The organism is Streptomyces sp. Tu 2975 (assembly GCF_009832925.1).
Taxonomy (GTDB): Bacteria; Actinomycetota; Actinomycetes; order Streptomycetales; family Streptomycetaceae; genus Streptomyces.
Window position 1 is genome coordinate 3,141,374 of sequence record NZ_CP047140.1, and the last position, 22,134, is coordinate 3,163,507.

The window sequence follows — 22,134 nt, forward strand, 5'->3', positions numbered from 1 at the left end:
GGCTGCCCGAGGCATGTCAGCGCCTCGCGGCGGCCGCCCGCCGGCTGCTCAGCCGGTCGCGCCACTCGCGTGCGGCGGGCAGCCGCTCGCGCACCGCCCCGGCGGCCCTGTCGCGCAGCCGGGCGCGTGTCTCGTGCAGCCGCAGCAGCGGCTCCAGCGTGGCCGGCGCGAGCAGCAGCCGCTGGTTGGTGACGGTCTCCGGACGCCAGCTGTTCTTGTACGGCTCCGCCCCCCGCAGCAGGCTGAGCACGCCCCGCCCGTCGTCGGCTGCCTGCTGCGCGTCGTGGCGCAGCAGCATGGTCGCCACGTCGGCCTTCCGGTCCCGGAGCGCGGGGTCCGCCCCGTACAGATATCCACCCGCCATGCTGCCCGAGCGCAGGGTGAGCGCGGCCGCGACGACCTCGCCGTCCATCCGGAACTCCGTCAGGACGGCCTCCCCGCGGCGGGCCATCTCCCGGGTGGCGCGCACCAGATGGGCGGCGAACCGGGGCCTGAGGTGCTCCGGGTTGACGGCGCGGCCGCGCCACTGGAGTTCATGCAGCCGCAGCAGGTGCGCGACGGCCTCCGCGACGTCCGCCTCGGGCACGGGGTGGGCCTCGATCTTCAGCGCGTCGATCTTGCGCAGTTTGGCGCGCACCCGCTGCGCCCTGGCGCTCGTCATCCGCCGGGCGAGCTCCTCGACGGGAGCGGCCGGGAGCTCCATGCAGACGGAGTCGGTGAGCCGGGCCCGGGCGCCCTTCCAGCTCTCGTAGAGCCGTTCCGCCGCCGCGCCGGGGCGCACCTCGCGCAGGTCGATCACCGCGCGGCGTGCCGCCCTGTGCAGGCCCCGCTCCAGCGCCCCGACCGCGGTCCGGACGTCGCCGCCGTCGACGAGGACGTCGCAGTGGTCGGAGATCGGACCGCCCAGCGGCACGAGCAGCGGCATCGGTCCGTGCGTCAGCGTCAGCGGCGCGGCGCCGATCAGCCGGCCGTCGCGGCGGACGAGGACGACGCGCAGCCGGCCGCTCGTGCCGTAGCTGCGCCACCAGGAGTGGAGCCAGGCGTGGCTCTGGAAGGGGGTGGCGGTGGGGCAGTCGTCGTGCAGCCGGTTCCACTCCGGCGCCAGTGCGGCGAAAGCGTCCGGATCGCGGCACAGGGTGACGGTGATCCCCCGCCCGCCTCCGGGGGTCACACCAGCTCCCGTTCGCCCGCCGGTTCGGCGTGGTGCGCGGGCGCGGGCACGCCGACGGTGGGGACGGCGGCCCTGCGGCGCGGTCCCACGAGCAGCGCCAGCCCCCCGAGCAGTCCGCCCGCGCAGCCGCCGACCGCGGCGGCGACGGGAAGCGAAGGGGAGACGGACTCGTCCGGGGAGATGGCCTGCGAGAAAAGGGTCAGTGAGACGCCGGTGTTCTTGGACACCTGATTGCTGCTCACGAACACGGCGTCGGCGACCGCGTTGGCGATGTCGGCGGCCTGGTCCGGATCGGTGGACGTGCCGGTGATCGCGATCATCGGCGAGTCGGGGGACGTCTCCGTCTCCACCCGTTCGCGCAGTTCGCTCGTCGGCACGCCTGCCGCGACACGTGCGTACGCGAGGGTCGAGTCGCTGGTGGCGATCCGCCCGTAGGCCTGGGCGAAGCCGAGCGCCGCCGCGGGGTCGGAGCCCTTGGCGGCCACGGCGACGACATAGCTGGTGGAGGCGTATTCGGGTGCTTTGAGCAGGCCGTACGAGGCACCGCAGGCCGTGCCGAGCAGGGCGCAGACCGGCAGGGGCCACCAGACGGGCAGGGTGATCTTCGCGAGGCGGCGGAACCGGCCGCGGGCGGCGGGCTCCTGCTCGGACGTCTCGGTCATGGGAGTGCTCTCCGGGTCGGTTCGGGAGGGAAGTGCTCCGGCCGGTCGCTGTCCGGCCGGGCGGTGTCCAGGGCGTGCGCGTACACGTCCATCAGAAGGCGGCTGCCCCGCGCGATGTCGTAGCGGCCGACGGCGCGGGGCGGCGGCAGCCGTCGGGGGACCGCGGTCCTGCGGGCGCGCAGTGCTTCCGCGAGCTCACGGACGCCGCCGTCCTGCAGCCGGGTGGCGCCCGGTGCGTCGTTCGCCGGTAGGTCGTCGACGGCGGGACAGGTGCTGTGCAGTACCGGCAGGCCGGCGGCGAGGGCCTCGACCACGGCGAGCCCGAACGCTTCTTCTCGGGAGGCCGACACGAACACGTCCACGGCGGAAAGCAGCGCGGCGACCCCGTCGGCGTCGCACTCCCCGAGCAGCCGGATCCGATCGGCCGCCCGGAGCCGTACGGCGAGGGCGCGCAGTGCGTCCCGCTCCGGACCGTCGCCGGCGAGCAGCAGCCGGACGCCGGGCAGGGCGGCGACCGCCTCGATCAGGACGTCGAAGCGTTTGCCGGGAACGAGCCGGCCCACGCCGCCGACCACGTAGGCGTCGGCGGGGACGCCGAGCCGCCTCCGGGTGACGTGCCGCCCGGAGGCGTCGAAGCGGAACCGTGCAGCGTCGATGCCGTTCGGCACGACGTGGATGCGGGGGCCGGGAACGCCCCAGTCGCGGAGCCGGCCGGCCACGGTCGGGGAGACGGCGACGGTGGCGGCGCCGAGGCGTTCGGTGCTGAGGTACAGCGCGCGGGTGCCCCGGGTGAGCGGCCGGCCCTCGATCTCCTGGCCGCCCAGGGAGTGTTCGGTGGCGACGGCGGCCCGCACCCCGGCCAGCCTGGCGGCGATCCGCCCGTAGACGCAGGCCCGGTACAGGTGTGTGTGCACGAGGTCGTACCGGCCGCGCCGGACGAACCGGGCGAGTCGCGGCAGGGCCGTGAGATCCGTGTTGCTCCGCATGCCGAGGTGCGTGACCGACACCCCGTCCGCGCGCAGCCCGTCGGCGACCTGACCGGGATTGGTCAGGGTGACGACGTCGCACTCGGCGGGGAGATGGCGCAGCAGCAGCCGCAGTTGCTGTTCCGCGCCGCCGACGCCGAGACCGGTGATGATGTGCAGGACCCTCATCCGGCACCGCCGGAGCGCACCGGGCCGAGCGCCGGACGGCGGCGTGCCCGGTGGCGCAGCCACTTCGCCCACAGCCGGGTGCCGCGGTCGGCCTGGCTGATGTGCGTACGGGGCAGGGCGTACGGTCCGGCCGCCGCGCCGGGGGCGATGGCGCAGGCGTACGTGTAGCCCGCCCGGCGCACGGCCTCGGCGGCGCGCCGGTCGAAGGTGCCGTACGGGTAGCAGAACCCGGCGGGGGCCGTGCCGGTGAGTTCGTGGAGCAGGTCGCGGCTGCGGGCGGTCTCCTCGACGAGCACGTCGTCCGGGCAGCCCGCCAGGTGGCGGTGGAACAGGCCGTGCGAGGCGATCTCGGTGCCCGCGTCCGCGGCGGCCCTGATCTGCCGGCCGGTGAGCAGCGGCCGGCGCGGACCCTCCGGGTCCCACTCGTTGGTGCCGCCGAGCCGGCCGGGCAGGACGAACACGGTGGCCGCGCAGTCGTGCCTGGCCAGCAGCGGCAGTGCCGTGTCGACGAAGTCGGCGTAACCGTCGTCGAAGGTGAGGCCGACGAGGCCGGCGGCGTTGCCCGCGCCGTGGGCGCGCAGCAGGTCGGCCACGCCCACTCCGCGCAGGCCGCGGGCGCGCAGCCAGCGGAGATGGAGTTCCAGGCGGTCCGGTGCGACGGTGATGCCGTACGGGTCCGCTGTGGGGTCGCCCACGGCGTGGTACATCAGGATCCACGGCTGGGCGAGGGCCGGGGCGGCGGGCGGCGCCGCGGTGTCAGTGGTCATGAAGCAGCCTCCGTCGGGCGAGTCCCAGCAGGTGTACGGCTTCGGGCGCGCCCAGGGCGCGGGCGGTGAGCAGGAAGACGGCGGGCAGCAGCAGACAACCGGCGGCGAGGCTCTGCAGCGGGCCGCCGGTCAGCGGCGCGGTGAAGAGGCCGGCCGCCGTGGCGGCGGCCGCGGCGACCGTGAGCCGGCCGATGCGGCCGCCGACGGAGCGCACCTGGATGGCGACCCCCTGCGATCCGAGGCCGCACAGCAGCAGCAGCGCGGTGGTGCTGATGCCGGCGGCGTTGGCGGCCGCGATGCCGTTCACGCCGAGGGCGCCGACCATGACGGCACCGGCCGCGACGGTGACCGCGAGCCCCGCGGCCATCGCGGCGGCCGGGTACCAGGTGGGCCGGCCGGAGGAGAAGAACGGCCGGCCGAGCGCGCCGACGAGGCAGTGGCCGAGGAGGCCCGCTGCGTACACGCGCATGACGGTGGCGGTGATCCCGGTGTCCTGGGCGTCGAACGCGCCGCGCTGGAAGAGCACTTCGATGATCTGGGGCGCGTATGCGACGACCATCGCGGTGCCGAGCAGGACCGTCGCGCCGGCCATGGCGAGGTCCTGCTCGACGCGGCGGCGGGCCCGGTCGTGGTCGCCCTCCGCCATGGCCTTGGCGACGACGGGGAACGTCACCGTGCACACCATCAGCGACAGCACCATCGGCATCTGCGCGACCTTCTGCGCGTAGTTGAGATGGGAGATCGCCCCGGCGGGGAGCGGCGCCGCGAGGAAGCGCTCGACGAGGACCTGGGACTGGCGGCTGACGGCGAAGAGCACGACGGGGGCGAGGAGGGCGGCGCCGAGGAGGGGCGCCTTGGACCGGGGGCGGCGCACCAGCGGTCGCAGCGTCATACGGCGGGCGAAGGCGGGCAGTTGCACGGCCACCATGAGCAGGCTGCCGACGGCGACACCGACCGCGGCGGCGCGTACGCCCCACACGGAGTGCAGGGCGAGCGTCGTGGCGATGATGCCGGCGTTGTACGCGACGTAGACGCTCGCCGGGCGGAGGAAGCTGCCGTGGGCGCGCAGGGCGGCGCTGAGGTAGCCGGTGACGCCGAACGTGAGGACGGTCAGCGCGGTCATCCGGGTGCAGTCCACGGCGAGCCCCGGGTCGCCGAAGCCCGGCGCGAGGACCCGCACGACGAGCGGCGCGCCGATCAGCAGCAGGCCGGCGGCACAGGTCAGCAGGGCGAACAGCCGCGGGAAGGTGGCGGAGACCAGTTCCCCCACGGGATCGGCGATCCGGCTGTCCGCGGCCCGCCGGGCGAGGGCATGGCTGAACGCGGGGACCAGCAGCAGCGCCATCGCGTCCTCGATGAGGAGCGTGGAGGCCATCTCGGGGACGGTCCAGGCGATGAGGAACGCGTCGCTCTCCACGCCGGCCCCGAAGATGTGCGCGATGGTCTGGTCCCGCACCAGTCCGAGCACGGCGCCTGCCGCGGTGAGCCCGGCGGTGACCGCGGCCGCCCGGACGAGGAACCGCCCGAGGACGGGCGGTGTGCCGCGCCCCGCGTCGCCCGTCCGCCCGCCCCTGCGGGCGTGCCGCCCCCGCACAGGGGCGGCACCGGTGTACGGCCCGGTCGCGGTGGCGTGGCCCCGCCGGGACGGCGCCCCGCGCGTGCCCCCGGCCACGGCCACGGCGGGCCGCTCCTCGGGGCCTTGGTGGGTCAGCCGTTCGTCGGCGGCGCCGTCATGGACCCCGCCGTGAACGACCCGCTCCGGGGCGAGGGCGCCAACGGCCCCCGCATCGCCCTCCGGCGGTACCGCGAGGCGGCCCGGCGCCGGCGACGGCGCTCCCGGGGGGCGACGGCCGGCGGCCGGGCGCGGGTCCTCGGTCACACGCGCCTCGTTCCGCCGAGCGCCCACCAGGCCGCCAGGCCCAGCAGCACACCCGTGAGGGCCGTCGACGGGCCGCCGATGTCCGCGTAGAGGAAGTCGACGGTCTGCCAGAGCATCAGGCCGACCGCCGTCAGTCCGCAGTCCACGGCCCACCCGTGCGGGCCGCCGGCGAGCCGGCGCAGGCCGAGGACGAGGACGGCGGCGAGACTGCCGGCGAACGCGGTGAGCCCGATCAGGCCCTGCTCGCCGAGGACGAGCAGGTACATGTTGTGCGGCGACAGCAGCGGCTGCTTCTCGAACTGCCTGCCCGCACCGGCGATGTCGCTGCCGGCGGACAGGCCGATCGAGGAATGACCGTCGCGGTGGGCCGGGAAGCCCTTCAGCCCGACCCCCGCCGCCGGCTCCTCGCGCCACATCCCGGCCGCCGCGGCCCACATCGCGTACCGGTCGCCGACCGACCGGTCCGGCGCGTCGGTGACGCGGGTGATGCTGCTGACGCGCTCGGAGATCATCTGGGAGCCGATGCCGAGGCCCCCGACGAGTACGACGCCGAGCGCGGCCACCGCCGACAGCACCCGCACCGCCTGCCGCAGCCCGCACAGCGCGACCACCGCGAACGCGGCGAGCGCCGTGGCGATCCACGCGCCCCTGCTGAACGACAGGGCGAGCGGCAGGACGAGCACGGCCGCGGCCGTGAACGCGCACGGCCTCAGCCAGGAGGGCGCGTCGGACGGGGGGCGCAGGGCGAGCGCGAGCGCCGCGATCAGCCCGTACGACACGACGGTCGCCATCCCCATGACGTCCGTCGGCCCGAAGGTGCCCACGGCCCGGATGTCCTCGCCCATGTAGGAGGCGCCGGTGCCGGTGGCGAACTGGTAGGTGCCCACGGCCCCCTGGGCGAGCGCCAGGACGACCAGGGCACCGGCGACGACGCGGAAGTCGCGCGCGTCCCGTACGAGCAGCACGACGGCCAGCGGCACGAGGACGAAGACCTGGAGGTAGCGCACGAACCCGGGCAGCGCGGCGTTCGGTTGGGCCGCGGTGACGGTCGCGACCGCGAAGCCGACGACGGGCAGGCCGAACACGACGGCGGCGGCGGGCGTCAGGGGCCGGGAGCGGCGGTGCAGGACCTGCACCGCGCACCACACCACCAGGCCCCCCGACGCGATGTCCGCCGGGCTCACCGTGCCCGCCCCGCCGCCGACCGCCGGGAGCGGTGCGGCCGGCAGCAGCACGGTCGCGACCAGGGGCAGCAGGCGGAGGAAGGGCGGTGTGCGCCTGTGCCGCGCGGCGGTCCAGGTGACGGCTGTCATCTCAACTGCCTCCCAGCCTCAGCATGGAGGCGGCGGTGCGGACCAGGATGCAGACGTCCTGCCACAGCGACCACGTGTCGATGTAGTGGTTGTCGAAGCGGGCGCGTTCCTCGATGGAGGTGTCGCCGCGCAGGCCGTGGATCTGCGCGAGCCCGGTGATGCCGACGGGCATCCGGTGGCGCGCCTGGTAGCCGGGATGGACACGGCTGAACTTGGCGACGAAGTAGGGGCGTTCCGGCCGGGGGCCGACGAGGCTCATGTCGCCCCGCAGCACGTTCCACAGCTGCGGCAGTTCGTCGAGGGAGGTGCGGCGCAGCAGACTGCCGGTGACGCTCATCCGCCGGTCGGAGGCCACGCTCCAGCGGGTGGCGGACTCGTGCTCGTCGACCGGGCTGATGGTGCGGAACTTCAGCAGCACGAACGGCCGTCCGTCCAGTCCGATCCGTTCCTGCCGGAAGATGATTCCGGGCCCGTCGAAGAGACGGACGGCGAGCGCGCAGACGACCAGCACGGGCGCCGCCGCGACGAGGGCGACAGCGGCGAGGCACACGTCCATGACCCGCTTGCCCGTGAGGGAGAACGGCCGGCGCGCCGCGTCCAGCGGCCTGACGGGGAATCCCCACAGGTGGTCCCTGCCGGGTGCCCTGCGCTGCCTGCCGGGCTCCGCGGGAGTCCCGTCGACCAGCCACACCCGGCAGCCGTGCCGGGCGAACAGGCGTAGCAGCGCGGCGCTCTCCGGGCCGGTCCCCGGCGGCCGGGTGAAGACGGCGTGGCCGACGGCGTTCTGGATGACCGCGCGGCTGACGTCCTCCGGTCCGGCCAGGACGGGAAGGGCCGCGTGGACCGGCCCGCCCAGGCCGGCGGGATCGACCTGGCCGACCGGCCGCAAGCCGTACTCGGGGTGCTCGTACAGCGCCGCGGTGACCTGCTGGGCGACCGGCCCCCGGCCGACGACGAGGGTGGACCGCGGCCTACGCGCGGCCGACCGCCGGCGCGCGTGGTGGACGGCCGCCCGCCCGGCGCAGGCGAGCAGCGCCTGGCCGCCGCCGGCGAGGGCCGGTGCGGTCAGGGCGATTTCGTAGGGGGGGTCCTGGGCGGCGAACGTGGCGGTGAGGGCGTACCACTGGAGCATCGCGAGCCCGAGGAGCACGGGCAGTTCGGCGAGCGCGGACGGCGAAAGCCTGCGCCGGTAGAGGCCGCGCCAGGTGTGCAGCACGCCTTGGACCAGCACGAGCGGCACCGCCGACACGGCCGGCCAGGGAGCCGTGGGCCACAGCAGGGCCGGTGCGAGGGCCAGCGTGACGACGGCGGCGGTGGCGTCGGCCAGGAGCAGCGCGGTCGGACGTTCCCGGCGGGCGGGGTGACGGTGCGCACGGACGGGTGGACGGCGGGCTGCCGTTCGGCGCGGCGCGTGGACCAAGGGCGCCGGGCGGCGTGCGGCCGTCGCCCGGGCACTGTGGGGAGCAGGGGCACTCTCCGTCGTCATCGTTCGCTGCGCTCCCTCGTCAAGGGCCGTTGCGGGCTCAGTAGTTCCTGGTACAGGTGGAGGACGGCCGCTGCCGTCCTGCGCACGTCGGACGTGGCCCGTGTGTGCTCCTCGGCCCCGCGGCCCAGGTCCTGGCGGAGCGCGGCATCCGTCAGCAGCCGGACCAGCGCCGCGGCGAGCGCGGCCGGATCCTCGGGCGGGACCAGCGCGTACGGCTCATGGCCGGGCGGCAGGCTCTCCCTGGCGCCGCTGACGTCGGTGACCACGACGGGCAGCCCGCAGGCCATCGCCTCCAGCGGGGCGAGCGCCATGCCCTCCCAGCGCGAGGGCAGTACGGCCACGTCCGCGGCGTGCAGCCACGGCCGGGTGTCGGCGCGGTCGCCCGCGAAGAGCACCCCTGGCGGGGCGCCCTGCCGAAGCGCCTCCCGGTCCGGCCCGTCGCCGACCAGGACGAGCCGGGCGCCGGGGACCGCCCGCGACACCTCGGTCCAGGCCCGCAGCAGCACGTCCTGTCCCTTCTGCCGGCACAAGCGGCCCACGCAGACGACGAGGGGCGTCCGCACGGGCAAACGGTTCAGCTCCGGCAGAAGGGCGCGGGCCTCCTCGCGGCCGCGGCTGCCGCGTGCGGTGAAGTACGTCAGGTCGATGCCGTTGCGGATGACCGACCAGCGGGCACGGATTCCCGCCTCTTCGCCCGCGCGGCGCTCGCTCTCGCTGACGCAGAGGGTGCGGGTGCTCCAGCGCGTGCCGTGCCGCTCCCAGGTCAGGGCGAGGTCGGCGCTGCGCCCCCGTACCGCGTCGAACGACCAGGCGTGCGGCTGGAAGACCGTCGGCACCCGGCCGCGTACGGCGAGCCGCCCGGCGAGTCCGGCCTTGGCGCTGTGCGCGTGCACGATGTGCGGTGCGCCGGCCCGGATCAGCCGTGCGACGGCCCGTACTTCGCTCGCGAGCCGCGGACCCGGCTCCCGCCCGGCCGGCCAGGAATGCACCTGCGCACCGGCCTGTGCCGCCAGGTGGGGAAGCCGTCCCTGCGGAGGGCAGGCGACGACGGTCCGGATCCCCTCGCCGACCTGTGCCCTGACCAGGTCGGTGACGACCCGCGCGACTCCCCCCTCCACCGGCTGAACCAGGTGGAACACCGTCATTCGGCTTCTCTCGGTCCAGTTTCTCTGCAGCACGTACGGCCTTCTTCGAACGCAGTGGAGTGTGGGTGCGTGAATCAGCGGCGCGCGTCGGCCTGCACGAAGAGAGCGCCGAGGAAATGCCCGTTGCCTTCGGCTCCGAAGCGGAACGTCAGCGAATGCGCGCCGCCCGCCAGTGCGGGCCGGATGTCGAACACGTCGGAGTCGTATCCGAGCGTGTTGACGTGCGCGGGCCGCCGTCCCGTCACCGTGGTGCCGAAGTCGGCAATGGTCGAATTCATGCTGTCGCCGGCCGGATTGGCGCGGTCCTCGAGCAGAATCGGTCTCCCGTCGCCGGCCCGCACATGCACCGAGTCGCCGCGCGTGCCGCGGTCGCCGTCGTAGGCGACGAGCCCGGCACGTCCGGCGGAGCGTGGCCCGATCCGCAGGCCGGTGAGCGTCACCGAGTGCTGACCGCGCCCGGGGCGGACGCTCTCGAAGCCGTCCCACAGGACGAGTTCGCGCAGGGGTTCGGTGTCCTTCTCGTAGGCCACGACCATGGTCCAGCCGCCCCAGGCGCCTGCCTCCGAGTGACCCATCGCCACGTTGACCTGGGCGACGGTCCAGTAGCCGGTGCCGCTGCCGCGCACCAGGGGTGTGATGTCGGCGGACGCCTGGTAGGCATCGCTGCCGTCGGCGTCGCGGTGTGCGACCTGGGTGTCGGCCAGAACCTCCTTGTACTCACCGCCCGGTTCTGCGATCAGGACACGGCCGTTGTCCTTCGGGGGTTTCTGCTCTCCGACGCGGAGGTTCCCGCCCCAGTACAGGCGGGCGTACCGCACGCGGGAGTCCGCCGGCAGGGCGAGGCGGGCCCGGCTCGAGTTGTACGTGTTGGGGTCGTCGTCGAGGTCGACGTAGAACATGTCGTAGTCCCCGTTGACGCCCTGCGCGCCCCGCTGGAGGGACGAACAGGGCGCCGCAGAACGGCTGTTGGGCTTGCGGCAGGTGATGGCGGAGTTCGCGGCGCGGACGATCCCGCCGTGGTGCACCGCGTGGTAGCGCTGCGTGAAGGGGATATCGGGTGCTTCCGGCGGCGTGGGGGCCGGGGCCGCCGCGGCCATGAGCGGAGCGGCCGAGAACGCCGTGCAGAGCAGTGCTCCCAGGACGCCTCGCGCGGCGAAGCCCGGCGACTCCGGCATGGGTGGCTCTCCATTTTCGATCAAGTCGACAAAACAGGAGTGCACTTTTTCAGAAAGCTGATCGGAAAGCACGCAGGACGCGCACCTACGGCCATTTGGCTGCCATCTCATTCGCCTTACATACGGCTTGTCACACATGGCGGCGACGTATGAATGGTCCGGGCGGCGCCAGTCCAACGAGTGACTCCCCAAAACCCTTTCGTTGTTCGGTCGTTGAGAGGAGCCGCGTGCGGGCGGCGGTCAGCCGGGCGGTGAAGAAAGGGCCGGGTCGCGGGGTTTCCCGTACGCCTACGGCTCGTTACCCCTGTCGACGGCGGAGAACCCGCCGGGGAAAGGGATTCGAAAAGATGAAGTACTCGAAGGCTGCTGCGATCATTGCCGGCTCCGTTGCGGCGCTGGGGGCTGCCTCTCCTGCCTTCGCCGCCGGTTCGGCGGACATGCCGCCCATGAGCCTCAACGGCGGTGTCGCCGAGCTGGCGACCGCGCTTCCGCAGATGGACTCGGTCGAGGCGGGCTCCGCGGCGAACCAGGCCGCGAGCAGCGTCACCGAACTCAACAACGTCAAGGGCGACGCCCCTGAGCAGGCGCTGCGGACGGCCGGCTCGCTGACGCCGATGCTGGGTGGTCTCTCACTGGGCGGCTGACACGCCGGACGCCACAGACCGGGGCGGCCCCGCCGACGACCTGCGGCGGGGCCGCCCCGCATGCCGTCCCCCACCGCGGCGACCGGAGTCCCGGCCCAGGGCCGTTGGAGTGAACCGGGAGAACCAAACGCGGAAATCGACGGTTGTCCAGGGAGCTCCAACGGCGGGCATCCATGCAACAGAAGGACAGAAAATGCTGAAGAAGGTTACGGCTACGGCAGCGCTGGCGCTCTCCGTGGCGGCCGCCGGCGCGGCCATGGCGCCGCAGGCTATGGCCCTCGGCAACGACGGCGGCACCAACTCGCTGAGCGGCAACGGCGCCTCGCAGAGCTACGGCAACGCCGTGACGCACGGCAAGATGAGCCCGCAGATGAGCCTCGTCCAGGGCTCGCTCAACAAGCCCTGCATCGGCCTCCCGGTCAAGGGCAACGTCCAGAACATCCTCGCCTTCGTGAACGTCGGCGTCCAGGACATCCCGATCCTGTCGGCCCCGCAGAACCAGCAGTGCGTCGAGAACTCCACCCAGGCCAAGGGTGACGAGCCCCTGTCGCACATCCTCAACGACATCCCGGTCCTGTCGGGCAACCGCTCGGCGGTCGACTAGTCGCCCCGCACGACGAAGGACCCCGGCGGCCCTGCGGCCGCCGGGGTCCTTCGTCGTCGCGCGCCGCTTCAGGAGGTCCAGAAGTCCCACCAGCGGGTCAGGACCATCATGCCGACCACGCCCGTGTGCAGGACCGGCGGCACCCAGGTGAACTCGTCGAGGAAGCCCCGCAGCCAGGCCGGCGCGGGCAGCAGCCGGTGGCGGACGTTGTGCGCGGTCACCGACCAGAACATGAAGATCGTGGCGACCCAGGCCAGGGAGCACCACAGGCACAACGCGTTGATCTCGTACAGCGACTGGTACTGCAGCCAGGTGCAGAAGCCGACCCCGAAGAGGGTGCCCGCGTTGAGGGTCAGCCAGTACGCCCGCCCGAAGCGAGCGCCGGCCAGCAGCGCCATGCCGACACCGATCACCACGGAGTACGTCGCGAGGCCGAGCATCGGGTTGGGGAAACCGAAGACCGTCGCCTGGTCGCTCTCCATGACGCTGCCACAGGAGACCACCGGGTTGAGGCTGCAGCCGGGTGTGAAGCCGGGGTCCTCGGCGAGCTTGATCTTGTCGATCGTGATGACCCACGACGCCAGCAGCCCCGCCGCGCCCGTGATCACGAGCAGCCAGGCGAGAGCCCGGCTGCCTCCGACGCCTTCCTTGACGGCCCGGCGCCGTCCCTTCTCCTCGGCGGACACAGGCCCGGTAGCCAAAATTGTCATATTGAATTCACCGATCGGATAGCTTGCAGGGCCGCCAATTGTGCACCAGTCCCGCTCCACATTGCGGCATTCGGGTGAACGCCCGGAACCAAACAGCCCCGAAGCAGTTGATCAGCTTGCTCCTCGTTCGAGCGTTCATAGCGAAAAGGGACAAGTAAGTGATCAAGAAGATTCTGACGACGGCCATGGTCACCGCTTCCATGGCGGGTGCCGGCGCAATGATGGCCCCGCAGGCTCTGGCTCTCGGCAACGACGGGGGCACCAACTCGGCGAGCGGCAACTTCGCCTCGCAGGAGTACGGCAACTCCGCCACCTACGGCGACATGAGCCCGCAGATGAGCCTCATCCAGGGCTCGCTCAACAAGCCGTGCATCGGCCTCCCGGCCAAGGCCAACGTCCAGAACATCGTCGGCCTCCTGAACATCGGCGTCCAGGACATCCCGATCCTGTCGGCCCCGCAGAACCAGCAGTGCGTCGAGAACTCCACCCAGGCCAAGGGTGACGAGCCCCTGTCGCACATCCTCAGCGACATCCCCGTCCTGTCCGGCAACGGGTCGGCCATCGACTAGTCGCACCTCCCCGGCACGCCCCGAGCGCTACCCGCGCCCGGGGGCGCTGTCTTGTCCGGAACAGATGAGCAGCCAGATCACAGAATTCGGGTGCGAAATCCGGAACGCGGTTCGAAGAATGAATCATGAGGCATCCGAGTGACTTTTCCGGACACCGGCCTCGGAATGGCTTCCGAGCGGGAAACAAAGGGTTACTAGTTCTGCGGTGACGCACGCCTGCACAGAATCCGGCAGCGTGGCGCGAAGGTCGTGGCCACGCATGGTGTCACTGCTGAGAGGATCGAAATGAAGCACATGAAGGCTGCAGCCGTCGTCGCGGGCATCATCATGGCCCTGGGCAGTGCGGCGCCCGCCATGGCCGACACGCATGTCGACGGCGTCGCCGCCGGCTCGCCGGGCCTGCTCTCCGGTAACGTCGTCCAGATCCCGGTCCACATCCCGATCAACGCCTGCGGCAACACGATCAACGTGATCGGCCTGCTGAACCCGGCCGCGGGCAACGGCTGCGCCAACGTCTGACACTTCAGGCCGGCGCTTTCGGCGCCGTCCGGCAGGGCCCCGGGTGCGCCATCGCCCCGGGGCCCTGCCATGCCGGCCGCCGGGTCAGCCGGTCCGGGTGCCGTCCGCGCCGTCGTGGTGACGGGGCCTCGTCCCGATGACGACGGTGGCGTCCAGGTCCTCGCAGACGGCCACCTCCGCCTCCAGTCCGTGGCGGGTGAAAGCGGCCACGGTGGCGGGCGCCTGCCGCCCGCTGGTCTCGATGAGCAGGGACCCGCCGGGCGCCAGCCACCGGCCGGCCCGCGCGGTCACCCGCCGCTGGATGTCGAGCCCGTCGGCGCCGCCGTCGAGAGCAACCAAGGGCTCGAAGTCGCGGGCCTCCGGCGGCAGCAGCCCGATGTCGCCGGTGGGTACGTAGGGGGCGTTGGCGATCAGCACGTCGACCCGGCCGGCCAGCGGGGCCGGCAGCGGGTCGTAGAGATCCCCCTGGTGGACCCGGCCGCCGACGGGCTCGACGTTGCGCCGGGCGCACCGCACTGCGGCGGGCTCGATGTCGGCGGCGTGCAACTCACCGGCGCCGACGGCACGCAGCACCGCCGCCCCCAGCGCTCCGGAACCGCAGCACAGGTCGACGACGACGGGGCGGGGCGGGGCCAGGGCGATCGCCCGGCCGACGAGGAACTCACTGCGGCGACGAGGCACGAAGACCCCGGGGTCGACGGCCACGCGTACACCGCAGAACTCGGCCCAGCCGAGTACGTGCTCCAGAGGGAGACCGAGGACGCGCCGCTCGACCATGGCGGCGAGCTCGTGGTGGTCGCGTGCCGCGGAGATCAACAGTTCCGCCTCGTCCTCGGCGAAGACGCAGCCCGCGGAGCGGAGCGCGGAGACGACGGAGGAGACGGAGGAAGGGGACGGGTAGAGCTCGAAGACCGACATGAAAGCCTTTCGGGGGCACCGACGGGGGCGCCCTCGCGGTCACCTGTGCCCGGTGGACCGTACGGCTGTGGGAGAGGGCGCCCAGCCTGCTACTGCGGGAATGGGACTCACCTCCTCGGTCATGGCACCGCTCCCGGATCCCGGGAGCACTGCTCGGGCGGATCACCTTACCGGAAGGTGACGAGGGCAACACCCCTGCCGCCGACTCCCGGATTCACAGGCGTCCGGCCTCCCTCGCCCCGATTTCGAAGGGGCCGCGACCGTGCCACCCGGTGAGCAACAAAGCAGACATTCACCCCCGTGCATCCGGTGGCCCAAAACATGGAGCGATCAGCGTTATGCGCCCGTAAGCTCACAGACATGCAGGTGATCCAGTCCACGAAGCTCGCAAACGTCTGTTACGAAATCCGGGGCCCGGTCCTCGAGGAGGCAATGCGGCTCGAGGCGGCAGGTCATCGCATCCTCAAGCTGAACACCGGAAACCCGGCCGCCTTCGGGTTCGAGTGCCCGCCGGAGATCCTCGAGGACATCCTCCGCAACCTCAGCACCGCCCACGGTTACGGCGACGCGAAGGGGCTGCTGTCCGCACGTCGGGCGGTGATGCAGCACTATCAGACCAAGGGCATCGAGCTCGGCGTCGAGGACATCTATCTGGGCAACGGCGTCTCCGAGCTGATCCAGATGTCGATGCAGGCGCTGCTCGACGACGGCGACGAGGTACTCGTACCGGCGCCCGACTACCCGCTGTGGACGGCGTCGGTGTCGCTGTCCGGCGGCACGGCCGTGCACTACCGGTGCGACGAGCAGTCCGACTGGATGCCCGACCTCGCCGACATCGAGCGCAAGATCACCGACCGCACCAAGGCGATCGTGATCATCAACCCGAACAACCCGACGGGCGCCGTCTACGACGACGAGATGCTGCGCAGCCTCACCGAGATCGCCCGGCGCCACAATCTGGTGGTCTGCTCCGACGAGATCTACGACCGGATCCTGTACGACGGCGCGACCCACACCCCCACCGCCGCCCTCGCCCCGGACCTGATGGTCCTCACCTTCAACGGGCTGTCCAAGAACTACCGGGTGGCCGGTTACCGGGCGGGCTGGATGGCGGTCTGCGGCCCCAAGGCGCACGCATCCTCGTACATCGAGGGACTGACGATCCTCGCCAACATGCGGCTGTGCGCCAACATGCCCTCGCAGCACGCGGTGGCCACGGCGCTCGGCGGAAGGCAGTCGATCGAGGATCTGGTGCTGCCGGGGGGACGGATCCTGGAGCAGCGGGACGTCGCGTACGACCTGCTGACGCAGATCCCCGGGGTGACCTGTGTGAAGCCGAAGGGGGCGCTCTATCTGTTCCCGCGGCTCGACCCAAGGTCTACAAGATCAAGGACGACCGGCAGATGGTGCTCGACCTGCTGCGGGCCGAGAAGATCATGGTCGTCCACGGCACGGGCTTCAACTGGCCCGAGCCGGACCACTTCCGGATCGTGACCCTGCCGACGGCGAAGGACCTGGCGGACGCCGTGACCCGGATCGGCACGTTCCTGGACGGATACGGACAGCCGTAGACGTCGTCGGGGCACCTGCCACGGGAATCCCGAAGCGACTCAACTTTAGACTCGATCCAATGTAGGATGGTCTCCTGACTGTGAGCAGGAGGCCATCCCCATGTACGAGCCGATCCGCACCAAGTCGGTCCACTCGATGGCCGACGAGGCGCAGTACCCCCACCGCAGCCGCGAGGAGGAGCTGGACATCCAGCTGGCCGGCCACCTCGCCGCACTCCTGGCCGTGACCGACGAACTGGGCCTCGACCAGGCGGCGGACGCCATCGCCGAGCAGGTCTCGAGGCTGCGTGGCGCACCGCCGGCACGCCACGCGGGCCTCAGCGGCGCCGACCCGGCCGACCTGCACCGGCGCGCTCTCGCGCTCGCCGGCCGGGCCCTCGTCGTCGCCGCGTCGCGCGCCGACACCGCCGCCGCGATCCTCTCCGCCGAGCGGATGGACGCGCATACCGCCGCGCTCAAGAACCAGCATCTGGTCGGCGCCCCCTGACGGCCCCGGTCCGGGGCCGGGGAGGCTCCGGACCGGGTGCCACTTCTCCGCCCCGCCGGGTCAGGCGCGCACGAGTTCTTTCGAACCCAGCTTGTTCAGCGCGAACTCCAGGTTCCGGGTCACACGATCGCGTTGCTCCTCAGGCAACTTGCCATCGACGAGGAGCCGTTCGCAGCACTGCTTCGACTCCTCGTACTCCCCCACCCAGTAGGCGGCGATGGCGAGTTCGTCGAGCGAGCGCCAGGTGTACCAGTCGCGGTCGACGAACAGGATGTCGCTCGGGAACGGAATCCGCGCTGCCTGCTTCGCAAAGAGATAGGCGAGCGGCCAGCGTCGGCCCTTGACGCGGCAGTAGCGCGCGAGGTTGCCGAGGGCTTCGGCGCGCGACGGGCGGCTCTCGTGCGCGCGCAGATAGCGGTCCATCACCTCGGACGCCGGCCGGTCGACCCTGGCGGCGAGCCGGGCGGCGTTGAGGTAGGCGCAGAAGACCTCCTGGGGCCAGCCGCCCATGGCTGCCCTGCGCTCGTAGACGGCGATCGCCTTCTCCGGTTCACCGGCGTCGCGCCAGCTCTGCGCGAGGTAGAACACGTAGCGGGCGTTGTCGGGCTCGTCGATCAAGCCCTGTGTGAGGATCTCGACATCACGCAGATATTTCTGCCGCTGACCTTCCTTCAGGCGCGCGCCGCCGCCCAGGGTGCGAATGTTGGCACCTTTCAACATCCCCCGGCTGTACGGCATTCCACACTCGATGTACTCGTGCAGCACGCCGACATAGCGCCAGGGCAGGCGGGTCGAGACGAGGGCGCGACGCCAGTGGATCATGGACCCGTGGTGCAGTGCGACGCTGTAGGCGTCGTGAGTCAGCTTCGGCATACGGAATCCGGACTCCACCTCCATCACGTCGTCCGCGTCGATGAACAGCAGGTAGTCCGCCTTGTCGCGGGCGAGTTCGATCGCCTCGCTCCGGCTCTTGTCGAACCCCTTCCAGGGGCGTTCGTACAAGGTGCCTGGGAAATCGGCGAAGGTGTCCCGGATGACGTCCTGGGTGCCGTCGGTCGAGCCTGTGTCGACGATGACCCAGGTGTCGAGCAGAGGGCGAACGGATTCGAGGCAGCGCCGGATCACATGCGCCTCGTCCTTGACGATCATATTGAGGCAGACCGTTGGTTTCACTGGTCCCATCCAAGATCAGGAGCTATGACTTCTTGCGCTGAAGCAGGGTGACTGTCAGACCGCTGAGACGTTCCGTACCAAAAGTGGTGTATGCCGCACGCAGCGCCATCTGCTGGCCCAAGGGGACGGTGTCGAGCGGGTCGGACGCATTGCCCGGAACGACCACCCAAACCCGGCTCTCACCCTTGAGGCATTTGACCGGCTTCCCGCAATAGACCGGAGCCAGTTCGTTGTTCTCGGCCGCCGTGCGGTCGAGGAACACCTCCCGCGGCTTCACGTCGGCCGGCAGGTAATAGCGGACTCCCTGGTCGAGCATCCACGGAGCACCCCTGACGTAGACCGCTCCGTCCCCGGAGCGGTAGTACTTCTCGATGGTCCGTGCGGCTCCCGCGTAGTCCGCGTTGTGCTGCACATCATGCTGGAACTCCCCTCGCATCCTGCGCTGGTCGGGCAGCACGAGCAGCGCGAGAACGGTCATAGCGGCGCCGGCCGTCAGCCAGGACCGCGTCACCGCGGCCAGTCCCGCCCCCGCCAGTACCGCCCAGGCCGGGACGGTGAACATGACGTACTGGTAGCGGAAGTACGAGATGTCCCCGTGGGACGCCGCCCAGAGGATCAGCGGCGGCAGCACAGCCACCGTGGCGCACAGCACAAGAGCGTCGCGGCGTTCCTTACCCGCCAGCGCGGCCAGAGTGATGACGGCTCCGGCACACAGGGCCGAGGCGAACACCTGAGGCCAGATTTCGACCAGCCCCCACGCGTCCGGCTCTGGGACCCAGAAAATCTGGCGGGAGGCGTGCGACAGGCCCAGCACGATGACAGGGGCGGTACCGGCCGCACCGGCGAGAGCCGCGACGCAGAAGCGCCAGAAAACCCCCTGCTCCTGTCGGGAGCGGAGGGCGACTGCGACCAGATGCCCCGGGAGAATGCACAGCGCGACCAGGTGAAGCAGCCCGACGAGCATCAGACACAAGGCATATCCGGCCCAGCGGCCCCAGCTACGGGTTCTGTCCAGCGCCCGGAGCAGCAAGAACGTCGCCAATGTCGCGGCCATGACCACCAGGGCGTAGCTGCGGGCCTCCTGACCGAACCGGCTCACGACGGGGATCACGGCGAAGAGCAGCCCGGCGCACATCCCGGCCCGCCGGCCGAAGAGCCGGTACCCGATCAACGCCACGAGAGCGGCAGTCGCGCTCATGGCCAAGGCGGAGGGCATGCGCATGGCGGTGTGCGAGTCCCCGAATGCCGCCATCCACCCGTGCATCAGGAGGTAGTACGTGGCGTGCACCGCGTCGACGTTGTGCAGCAGGCCCAGCACCTGGTCCAGGCTGCGGGTGCCCACGTCCCAGGTGACCAGTTCGTCGGTCCCCAATTGCGGTGCGTTGATCGAGTGGGCCGCGAGCATCAGGGTGGTCAGCGCCGGCCACAGCCACAGGCCCGCCTGCGCGAGTGAGGAGCGTCGCCGCGCGGCCTTCGGCTCGGCCTCTGCGTCGTTCTCGGTCGGACGGATAAGAGTCGTCACGGAACAGTGATAGCGCTCCCGCGGCGTCCTGCTGTGTCAGCCACGTACGGGAAGGACATCATTCGCCTGATCGGCTGCCGCAAGTGGCACATACAAACCGGATCATTCAACCGGTCACTCGATCACCCTGGTATTTCACGCATCTCGCCCGCAGCCCGAACAGGGATATAAACGACCGACAATACAGCCTGGTTGAATCGACAAGGGCCTGCTAGCCCATTGTGTTGACTCATTCTGCGTGCCTCTCAACCGAATTGCGTTCCTCGCCGAATGATGCCCTGGGAAGCGGCTGAGCTTCCCCCAGTTCGACAAGGAGCAATTCACATGAGTCCTGAAAACAGGACCCCCGGCGGCTTCGGTCCGCTTCCGCGGCGTGGCAGGTGGCTCGTCGGTGGCGCGATGGCATCGGTGACCCTGCTGATGCTCGGCTTCTCCGGCAGCGCGGTGGCGGTCGGCATGACCCCGCAGCAGGCAGGCCCGGCGTACGAGTCCCCTGAAGGGGACGAGTGCAAGGACGACGGCTACGACCTGGAGCTTTCCCGCTTCATCGGTCCGATGGGCGACGACTTCGACCTCGGCCACGACAAGTGCAAGGGCAAGGGCGACACCGGCGACACCGGCCCGCAGGGCGACACCGGTGACACGGGCCCGCAGGGCGACACCGGTGACACGGGCCCGCAGGGCGACACGGGCGACACCGGCCCGACGGGCCCGCCCGGACCTGGCGGCGGCGACACCGGCGACACCGGCCCGCAGGGCGACACCGGCGACACCGGCCCGCAGGGCGACACGGGCGACACCGGCCCGGCTGGGCCGTGCGTCGACGTGGACGCCTACCGACCGAGCAACGCGGTCGACCTGAAGGCGGTGCTGAGCGACGGCGTGGCGTACGCCGGGATCCGCAGCCTCACGGGCACCGAGCCTGGCCCCTTCATTTGGTACGACCTCACGGACGACCCGGGGACGAACTACCCCGACGACGCGTGCGCCATCTCCATCGCCAGCCAGACCAACGCCGCGGGCGGCGTCTCTGTCCAGGTGCTGACCACGGAGGGAGAGGTCTTCGAGACCACCTGCGAGGTGGGCGTTCCCGGTGATCCGTTCGCGCTCGACTGCGACGAAGTCTGGGAGGAACTGTCGACACCAACCCCGGGTGACCCGCCCATTAACGGCACAGCGGCCGCTCTCGACCGGGCCCCCGGCGCGGAGCTGAACCACCGTGCCAAGGACATGAAGTAACCCCGGACCGGTAGCGATCGACGCGTGTGCCGTGCCCGGCGCCGACCGGGCACGGCACACGCATGTGCGGGCTCAGCGCGTGACGAACACCGTCGAAGACGCCCCGCTGCCGGTGTGCAGGTCGTCGCCTCCGTACGACACCGTGTACGTCGCGTTGCGCCGTGCGCGCGGCAGGTCCTTGACCCGGCCTTCGCCACGTCGATCGTGAGCGAGACGTCCTCGGCCGGCCGGTGGGTCATGTCGCCGAGGAAGGAGACCGCATAGGTCGCGCTGCCGACGGCGTCGGGCACGTCCAGCATCGTGAAGGGGTGCGTCCGGCGGTCGCCTTGACCGCCTCGGCGCCGGGCCAGCCGGTTCCAGGCGGTCGCGGATGGCCCAACGATTCACCGACAACGGCCTGGAGCGGGGTGCGCGTCAGCGGGCCGACGAAGCGGGAGTCGGACTGGGCGGCCGGCGGCTGGATGACGTGCAGCCAGAAGGCGTTGCCGTGTCCATTGGTCATAGCGGCGATCAGACGGGAGCTGTCCTTGAATTGTTCGAGACCGCGGCCCGCAAGGCGGTTGCCGTCGAGGTCGCCCTCCGAGACGAATTCCACCGCCGTCTTACCGTTCGCCAGGTCGATCGGAGAACTAGTTCGTCGCGAGAGGACTGGCCCAATGGGAGGACCACTCCGCGTGTCCATGAACCGCATCGCGCACGCCACCGAATGATGCCGGGGGAAGCTGAGCAGCTTCCGAAATCACGTCTCGTTCCACAAGGAGGATCAACATGCGTCCTGCGAACAGGACTTCTTCCCGCGTCGGCCCGGTGCCTCAGCGAGGCAGGCAGCTCGCCAGCAGCGCAATGGCAGCGGTGGCCCTCGTGGTGGTGGGCCTCTCCGGCAATGCGGCGGCCGTCGGCCTCAGCGGGCAGCAGGTCGGCCCCGCACACGAGTCGCCTGCGGGAGACGAGTGCACGGACCGCAAGTCCGACACGGAGCTCTCCGGCTCCAGGGTTCTGATGGACGACAAGGACAAGGACAGGTGCAAGGGCAACGCGATCGAGGTCACGGAGGTGGAGGGGAACACCGTCGACGTGGCTCCGGGCGGCTCCGAAACGAGCATTGCCGTCTGTCCGGAGGGCCAGGTGGCGATCTCCGGTGGGCACAACTTCACCGTCGGAGGGGTACCGGGCTTCTCCCGGCAGGTCACTACCACCAACCCGGGTGACAGCTGGCGAGTTGACCTCGACAATCCCCCGACGAACACCGAGAACGAGGACGGCCAGGCCTACGCGTACTGCGTACCGGGATCAGCTACGCCGGTGCAGAACGCCGCCGCCACGGAAACGCCCGTAGGCGGCAGGGCCACATCTTGACGCGGCCCTGACCGCACCTGGACACGCCGGACAGAACTTCGGCCCCCGGAGCCTGAGGGGGCTCCGGGGC

At 71.4% G+C, this 22,134-nt stretch carries 20 protein-coding genes and 1 pseudogene; 8 read left to right on the top strand and 13 right to left on the bottom strand.

Going from position 1 to position 22,134, the window contains the following annotated elements; all coding sequences use genetic code 11:
• Positions 1-16 precede the first annotated feature (16 nt).
• The 9 genes from GLX30_RS13640 to GLX30_RS13680 all read right to left on the bottom strand — a co-directional run bounded on the left by GLX30_RS13640 (position 17) and on the right by GLX30_RS13680 (position 10,752).
• The gene (locus tag GLX30_RS13640; protein WP_159687974.1) at positions 17-1,171 is read right to left on the bottom strand and encodes a GNAT family N-acetyltransferase; all 1,155 of its coding nucleotides are present in this window, start codon (positions 1,169-1,171) and stop codon (positions 17-19) included.
• On the bottom strand, positions 1,168-1,833 hold the full coding sequence (locus GLX30_RS13645; protein WP_159687976.1) for a lipopolysaccharide biosynthesis protein: 666 nt from the start codon (positions 1,831-1,833) through the stop codon (positions 1,168-1,170). Before GLX30_RS13645 ends, GLX30_RS13640 begins: the two co-directional genes overlap by 4 nt.
• Positions 1,830-2,987: a glycosyltransferase gene (locus GLX30_RS13650; protein WP_159687979.1), complete on the bottom strand. Its 1,158-nt coding sequence runs from the start codon at positions 2,985-2,987 to the stop codon at positions 1,830-1,832. Before GLX30_RS13650 ends, GLX30_RS13645 begins: the two co-directional genes overlap by 4 nt.
• The gene (locus GLX30_RS13655; protein ID WP_159687982.1) at positions 2,984-3,754 is read right to left on the bottom strand and encodes a polysaccharide deacetylase family protein; all 771 of its coding nucleotides are present in this window, start codon (positions 3,752-3,754) and stop codon (positions 2,984-2,986) included. The genes GLX30_RS13650 and GLX30_RS13655 overlap by 4 nt, the downstream gene beginning before the upstream one ends.
• Positions 3,744-5,348 (bottom strand): lipid II flippase MurJ, encoded by a 1,605-nt coding sequence (locus GLX30_RS13660; protein WP_244258449.1) that lies wholly within the window; start codon positions 5,346-5,348, stop codon positions 3,744-3,746. Before GLX30_RS13660 ends, GLX30_RS13655 begins: the two co-directional genes overlap by 11 nt.
• 281 nt (positions 5,349-5,629) lie before the next feature.
• Positions 5,630-6,946, bottom strand: a complete 1,317-nt coding sequence (locus GLX30_RS13665; protein ID WP_159687984.1) for an O-antigen ligase family protein — start codon at positions 6,944-6,946, stop codon at positions 5,630-5,632.
• A gap of 1 nt (position 6,947) precedes the next feature.
• The gene (locus tag GLX30_RS13670) at positions 6,948-8,432 is read right to left on the bottom strand and encodes an exopolysaccharide biosynthesis polyprenyl glycosylphosphotransferase (RefSeq protein ID WP_159687987.1); all 1,485 of its coding nucleotides are present in this window, start codon (positions 8,430-8,432) and stop codon (positions 6,948-6,950) included.
• Positions 8,429-9,577: a glycosyltransferase gene (locus tag GLX30_RS13675; RefSeq protein ID WP_244258139.1), complete on the bottom strand. Its 1,149-nt coding sequence runs from the start codon at positions 9,575-9,577 to the stop codon at positions 8,429-8,431. Before GLX30_RS13675 ends, GLX30_RS13670 begins: the two co-directional genes overlap by 4 nt.
• A 74-nt stretch (positions 9,578-9,651) precedes the next feature.
• Positions 9,652-10,752, bottom strand: coding sequence for a DUF3344 domain-containing protein (locus GLX30_RS13680; RefSeq protein ID WP_159687992.1), 1,101 nt, complete (start codon positions 10,750-10,752; stop codon positions 9,652-9,654).
• Positions 10,753-11,099: 347 nt separating this feature from the next.
• Here GLX30_RS13680 and GLX30_RS13685 point away from each other — a divergent pair, with 347 nt between their 5' ends.
• Entirely contained in the window at positions 11,100-11,396 is a 297-nt protein-coding gene (locus GLX30_RS13685; RefSeq protein ID WP_159687995.1) for a hypothetical protein, read from the top strand.
• Positions 11,397-11,589: 193 nt separating this feature from the next.
• Positions 11,590-12,000: a rodlin gene (locus tag GLX30_RS13690; protein ID WP_159687997.1), complete on the top strand. Its 411-nt coding sequence runs from the start codon at positions 11,590-11,592 to the stop codon at positions 11,998-12,000.
• 68 nt (positions 12,001-12,068) lie between these two features.
• On the opposite strand, the gene GLX30_RS13695 is transcribed toward GLX30_RS13690, so the two are convergent.
• Positions 12,069-12,710, bottom strand: a complete 642-nt coding sequence (locus tag GLX30_RS13695; protein WP_244258140.1) for a vitamin K epoxide reductase family protein — start codon at positions 12,708-12,710, stop codon at positions 12,069-12,071.
• 158 nt (positions 12,711-12,868) lie between these two features.
• Here GLX30_RS13695 and GLX30_RS13700 point away from each other — a divergent pair, with 158 nt between their 5' ends.
• Both GLX30_RS13700 and GLX30_RS13705 read left to right on the top strand, forming a co-directional pair.
• Complete coding sequence (locus GLX30_RS13700) at positions 12,869-13,279, top strand: rodlin (RefSeq protein ID WP_159688000.1); 411 nt, start codon at positions 12,869-12,871, stop codon at positions 13,277-13,279.
• Between the two features lie 285 nt (positions 13,280-13,564).
• Positions 13,565-13,798: a chaplin gene (locus GLX30_RS13705; RefSeq protein WP_159688003.1), complete on the top strand. Its 234-nt coding sequence runs from the start codon at positions 13,565-13,567 to the stop codon at positions 13,796-13,798.
• Positions 13,799-13,882: 84 nt separating this feature from the next.
• On the opposite strand, the gene GLX30_RS13710 is transcribed toward GLX30_RS13705, so the two are convergent.
• Positions 13,883-14,716: a putative protein N(5)-glutamine methyltransferase gene (locus tag GLX30_RS13710; RefSeq protein ID WP_159688006.1), complete on the bottom strand. Its 834-nt coding sequence runs from the start codon at positions 14,714-14,716 to the stop codon at positions 13,883-13,885.
• A 360-nt stretch (positions 14,717-15,076) separates the two neighbouring features.
• On the opposite strand from GLX30_RS13710, the pseudogene GLX30_RS13715 reads away from it, so the two are divergent.
• Positions 15,077-16,287: pseudogene (locus tag GLX30_RS13715) on the top strand (pyridoxal phosphate-dependent aminotransferase).
• A 100-nt stretch (positions 16,288-16,387) separates the two neighbouring features.
• On the top strand, positions 16,388-16,774 hold the full coding sequence (locus GLX30_RS13720) for a hypothetical protein (protein WP_159688011.1): 387 nt from the start codon (positions 16,388-16,390) through the stop codon (positions 16,772-16,774).
• Between the two features lie 60 nt (positions 16,775-16,834).
• Here GLX30_RS13720 and GLX30_RS13725 read toward each other — a convergent pair whose 3' ends face one another.
• Both GLX30_RS13725 and GLX30_RS13730 read right to left on the bottom strand, forming a co-directional pair.
• Positions 16,835-17,923, bottom strand: a complete 1,089-nt coding sequence (locus GLX30_RS13725; RefSeq protein WP_159688014.1) for a glycosyltransferase — start codon at positions 17,921-17,923, stop codon at positions 16,835-16,837.
• 46 nt (positions 17,924-17,969) lie between these two features.
• Positions 17,970-19,469 (bottom strand): glycosyltransferase family 39 protein, encoded by a 1,500-nt coding sequence (locus tag GLX30_RS13730; RefSeq protein WP_159688017.1) that lies wholly within the window; start codon positions 19,467-19,469, stop codon positions 17,970-17,972.
• Between the two features lie 324 nt (positions 19,470-19,793).
• Here GLX30_RS13730 and GLX30_RS34640 point away from each other — a divergent pair, with 324 nt between their 5' ends.
• Complete coding sequence (locus tag GLX30_RS34640; RefSeq protein WP_208545414.1) at positions 19,794-20,708, top strand: hypothetical protein; 915 nt, start codon at positions 19,794-19,796, stop codon at positions 20,706-20,708.
• Between the two features lie 768 nt (positions 20,709-21,476).
• Entirely contained in the window at positions 21,477-22,064 is a 588-nt protein-coding gene (locus GLX30_RS13740; protein WP_159688020.1) for a hypothetical protein, read from the top strand.
• The last annotated feature ends 70 nt before the right edge of the window (positions 22,065-22,134 follow it).

Coding starts and splice junctions, on each gene's coding strand:
- GLX30_RS13645 (WP_159687976.1), bottom strand. CDS start 1,833: ATGACCGAGACGTCCGAGCAGGAGCCCGCCGCCCGCGGCCGGTTCCGC.
- GLX30_RS13650 (WP_159687979.1), bottom strand. CDS start 2,987: ATGAGGGTCCTGCACATCATCACCGGTCTCGGCGTCGGCGGCGCGGAA.
- GLX30_RS13655 (WP_159687982.1), bottom strand. CDS start 3,754: ATGACCACTGACACCGCGGCGCCGCCCGCCGCCCCGGCCCTCGCCCAG.
- GLX30_RS13665 (WP_159687984.1), bottom strand. CDS start 6,946: ATGACAGCCGTCACCTGGACCGCCGCGCGGCACAGGCGCACACCGCCC.
- GLX30_RS13670 (WP_159687987.1), bottom strand. CDS start 8,432: ATGACGACGGAGAGTGCCCCTGCTCCCCACAGTGCCCGGGCGACGGCC.
- GLX30_RS13675 (WP_244258139.1), bottom strand. CDS start 9,577: ATGACGGTGTTCCACCTGGTTCAGCCGGTGGAGGGGGGAGTCGCGCGG.
- GLX30_RS13680 (WP_159687992.1), bottom strand. CDS start 10,752: ATGCCGGAGTCGCCGGGCTTCGCCGCGCGAGGCGTCCTGGGAGCACTG.
- GLX30_RS13685 (WP_159687995.1), top strand. CDS start 11,100: ATGAAGTACTCGAAGGCTGCTGCGATCATTGCCGGCTCCGTTGCGGCG.
- GLX30_RS13690 (WP_159687997.1), top strand. CDS start 11,590: ATGCTGAAGAAGGTTACGGCTACGGCAGCGCTGGCGCTCTCCGTGGCG.
- GLX30_RS13695 (WP_244258140.1), bottom strand. CDS start 12,710: ATGACAATTTTGGCTACCGGGCCTGTGTCCGCCGAGGAGAAGGGACGG.
- GLX30_RS13705 (WP_159688003.1), top strand. CDS start 13,565: ATGAAGCACATGAAGGCTGCAGCCGTCGTCGCGGGCATCATCATGGCC.
- GLX30_RS13710 (WP_159688006.1), bottom strand. CDS start 14,716: ATGTCGGTCTTCGAGCTCTACCCGTCCCCTTCCTCCGTCTCCTCCGTC.
- GLX30_RS13720 (WP_159688011.1), top strand. CDS start 16,388: ATGTACGAGCCGATCCGCACCAAGTCGGTCCACTCGATGGCCGACGAG.
- GLX30_RS13725 (WP_159688014.1), bottom strand. CDS start 17,923: ATGATCGTCAAGGACGAGGCGCATGTGATCCGGCGCTGCCTCGAATCC.
- GLX30_RS34640 (WP_208545414.1), top strand. CDS start 19,794: ATGAGTCCTGAAAACAGGACCCCCGGCGGCTTCGGTCCGCTTCCGCGG.
- GLX30_RS13740 (WP_159688020.1), top strand. CDS start 21,477: ATGCGTCCTGCGAACAGGACTTCTTCCCGCGTCGGCCCGGTGCCTCAG.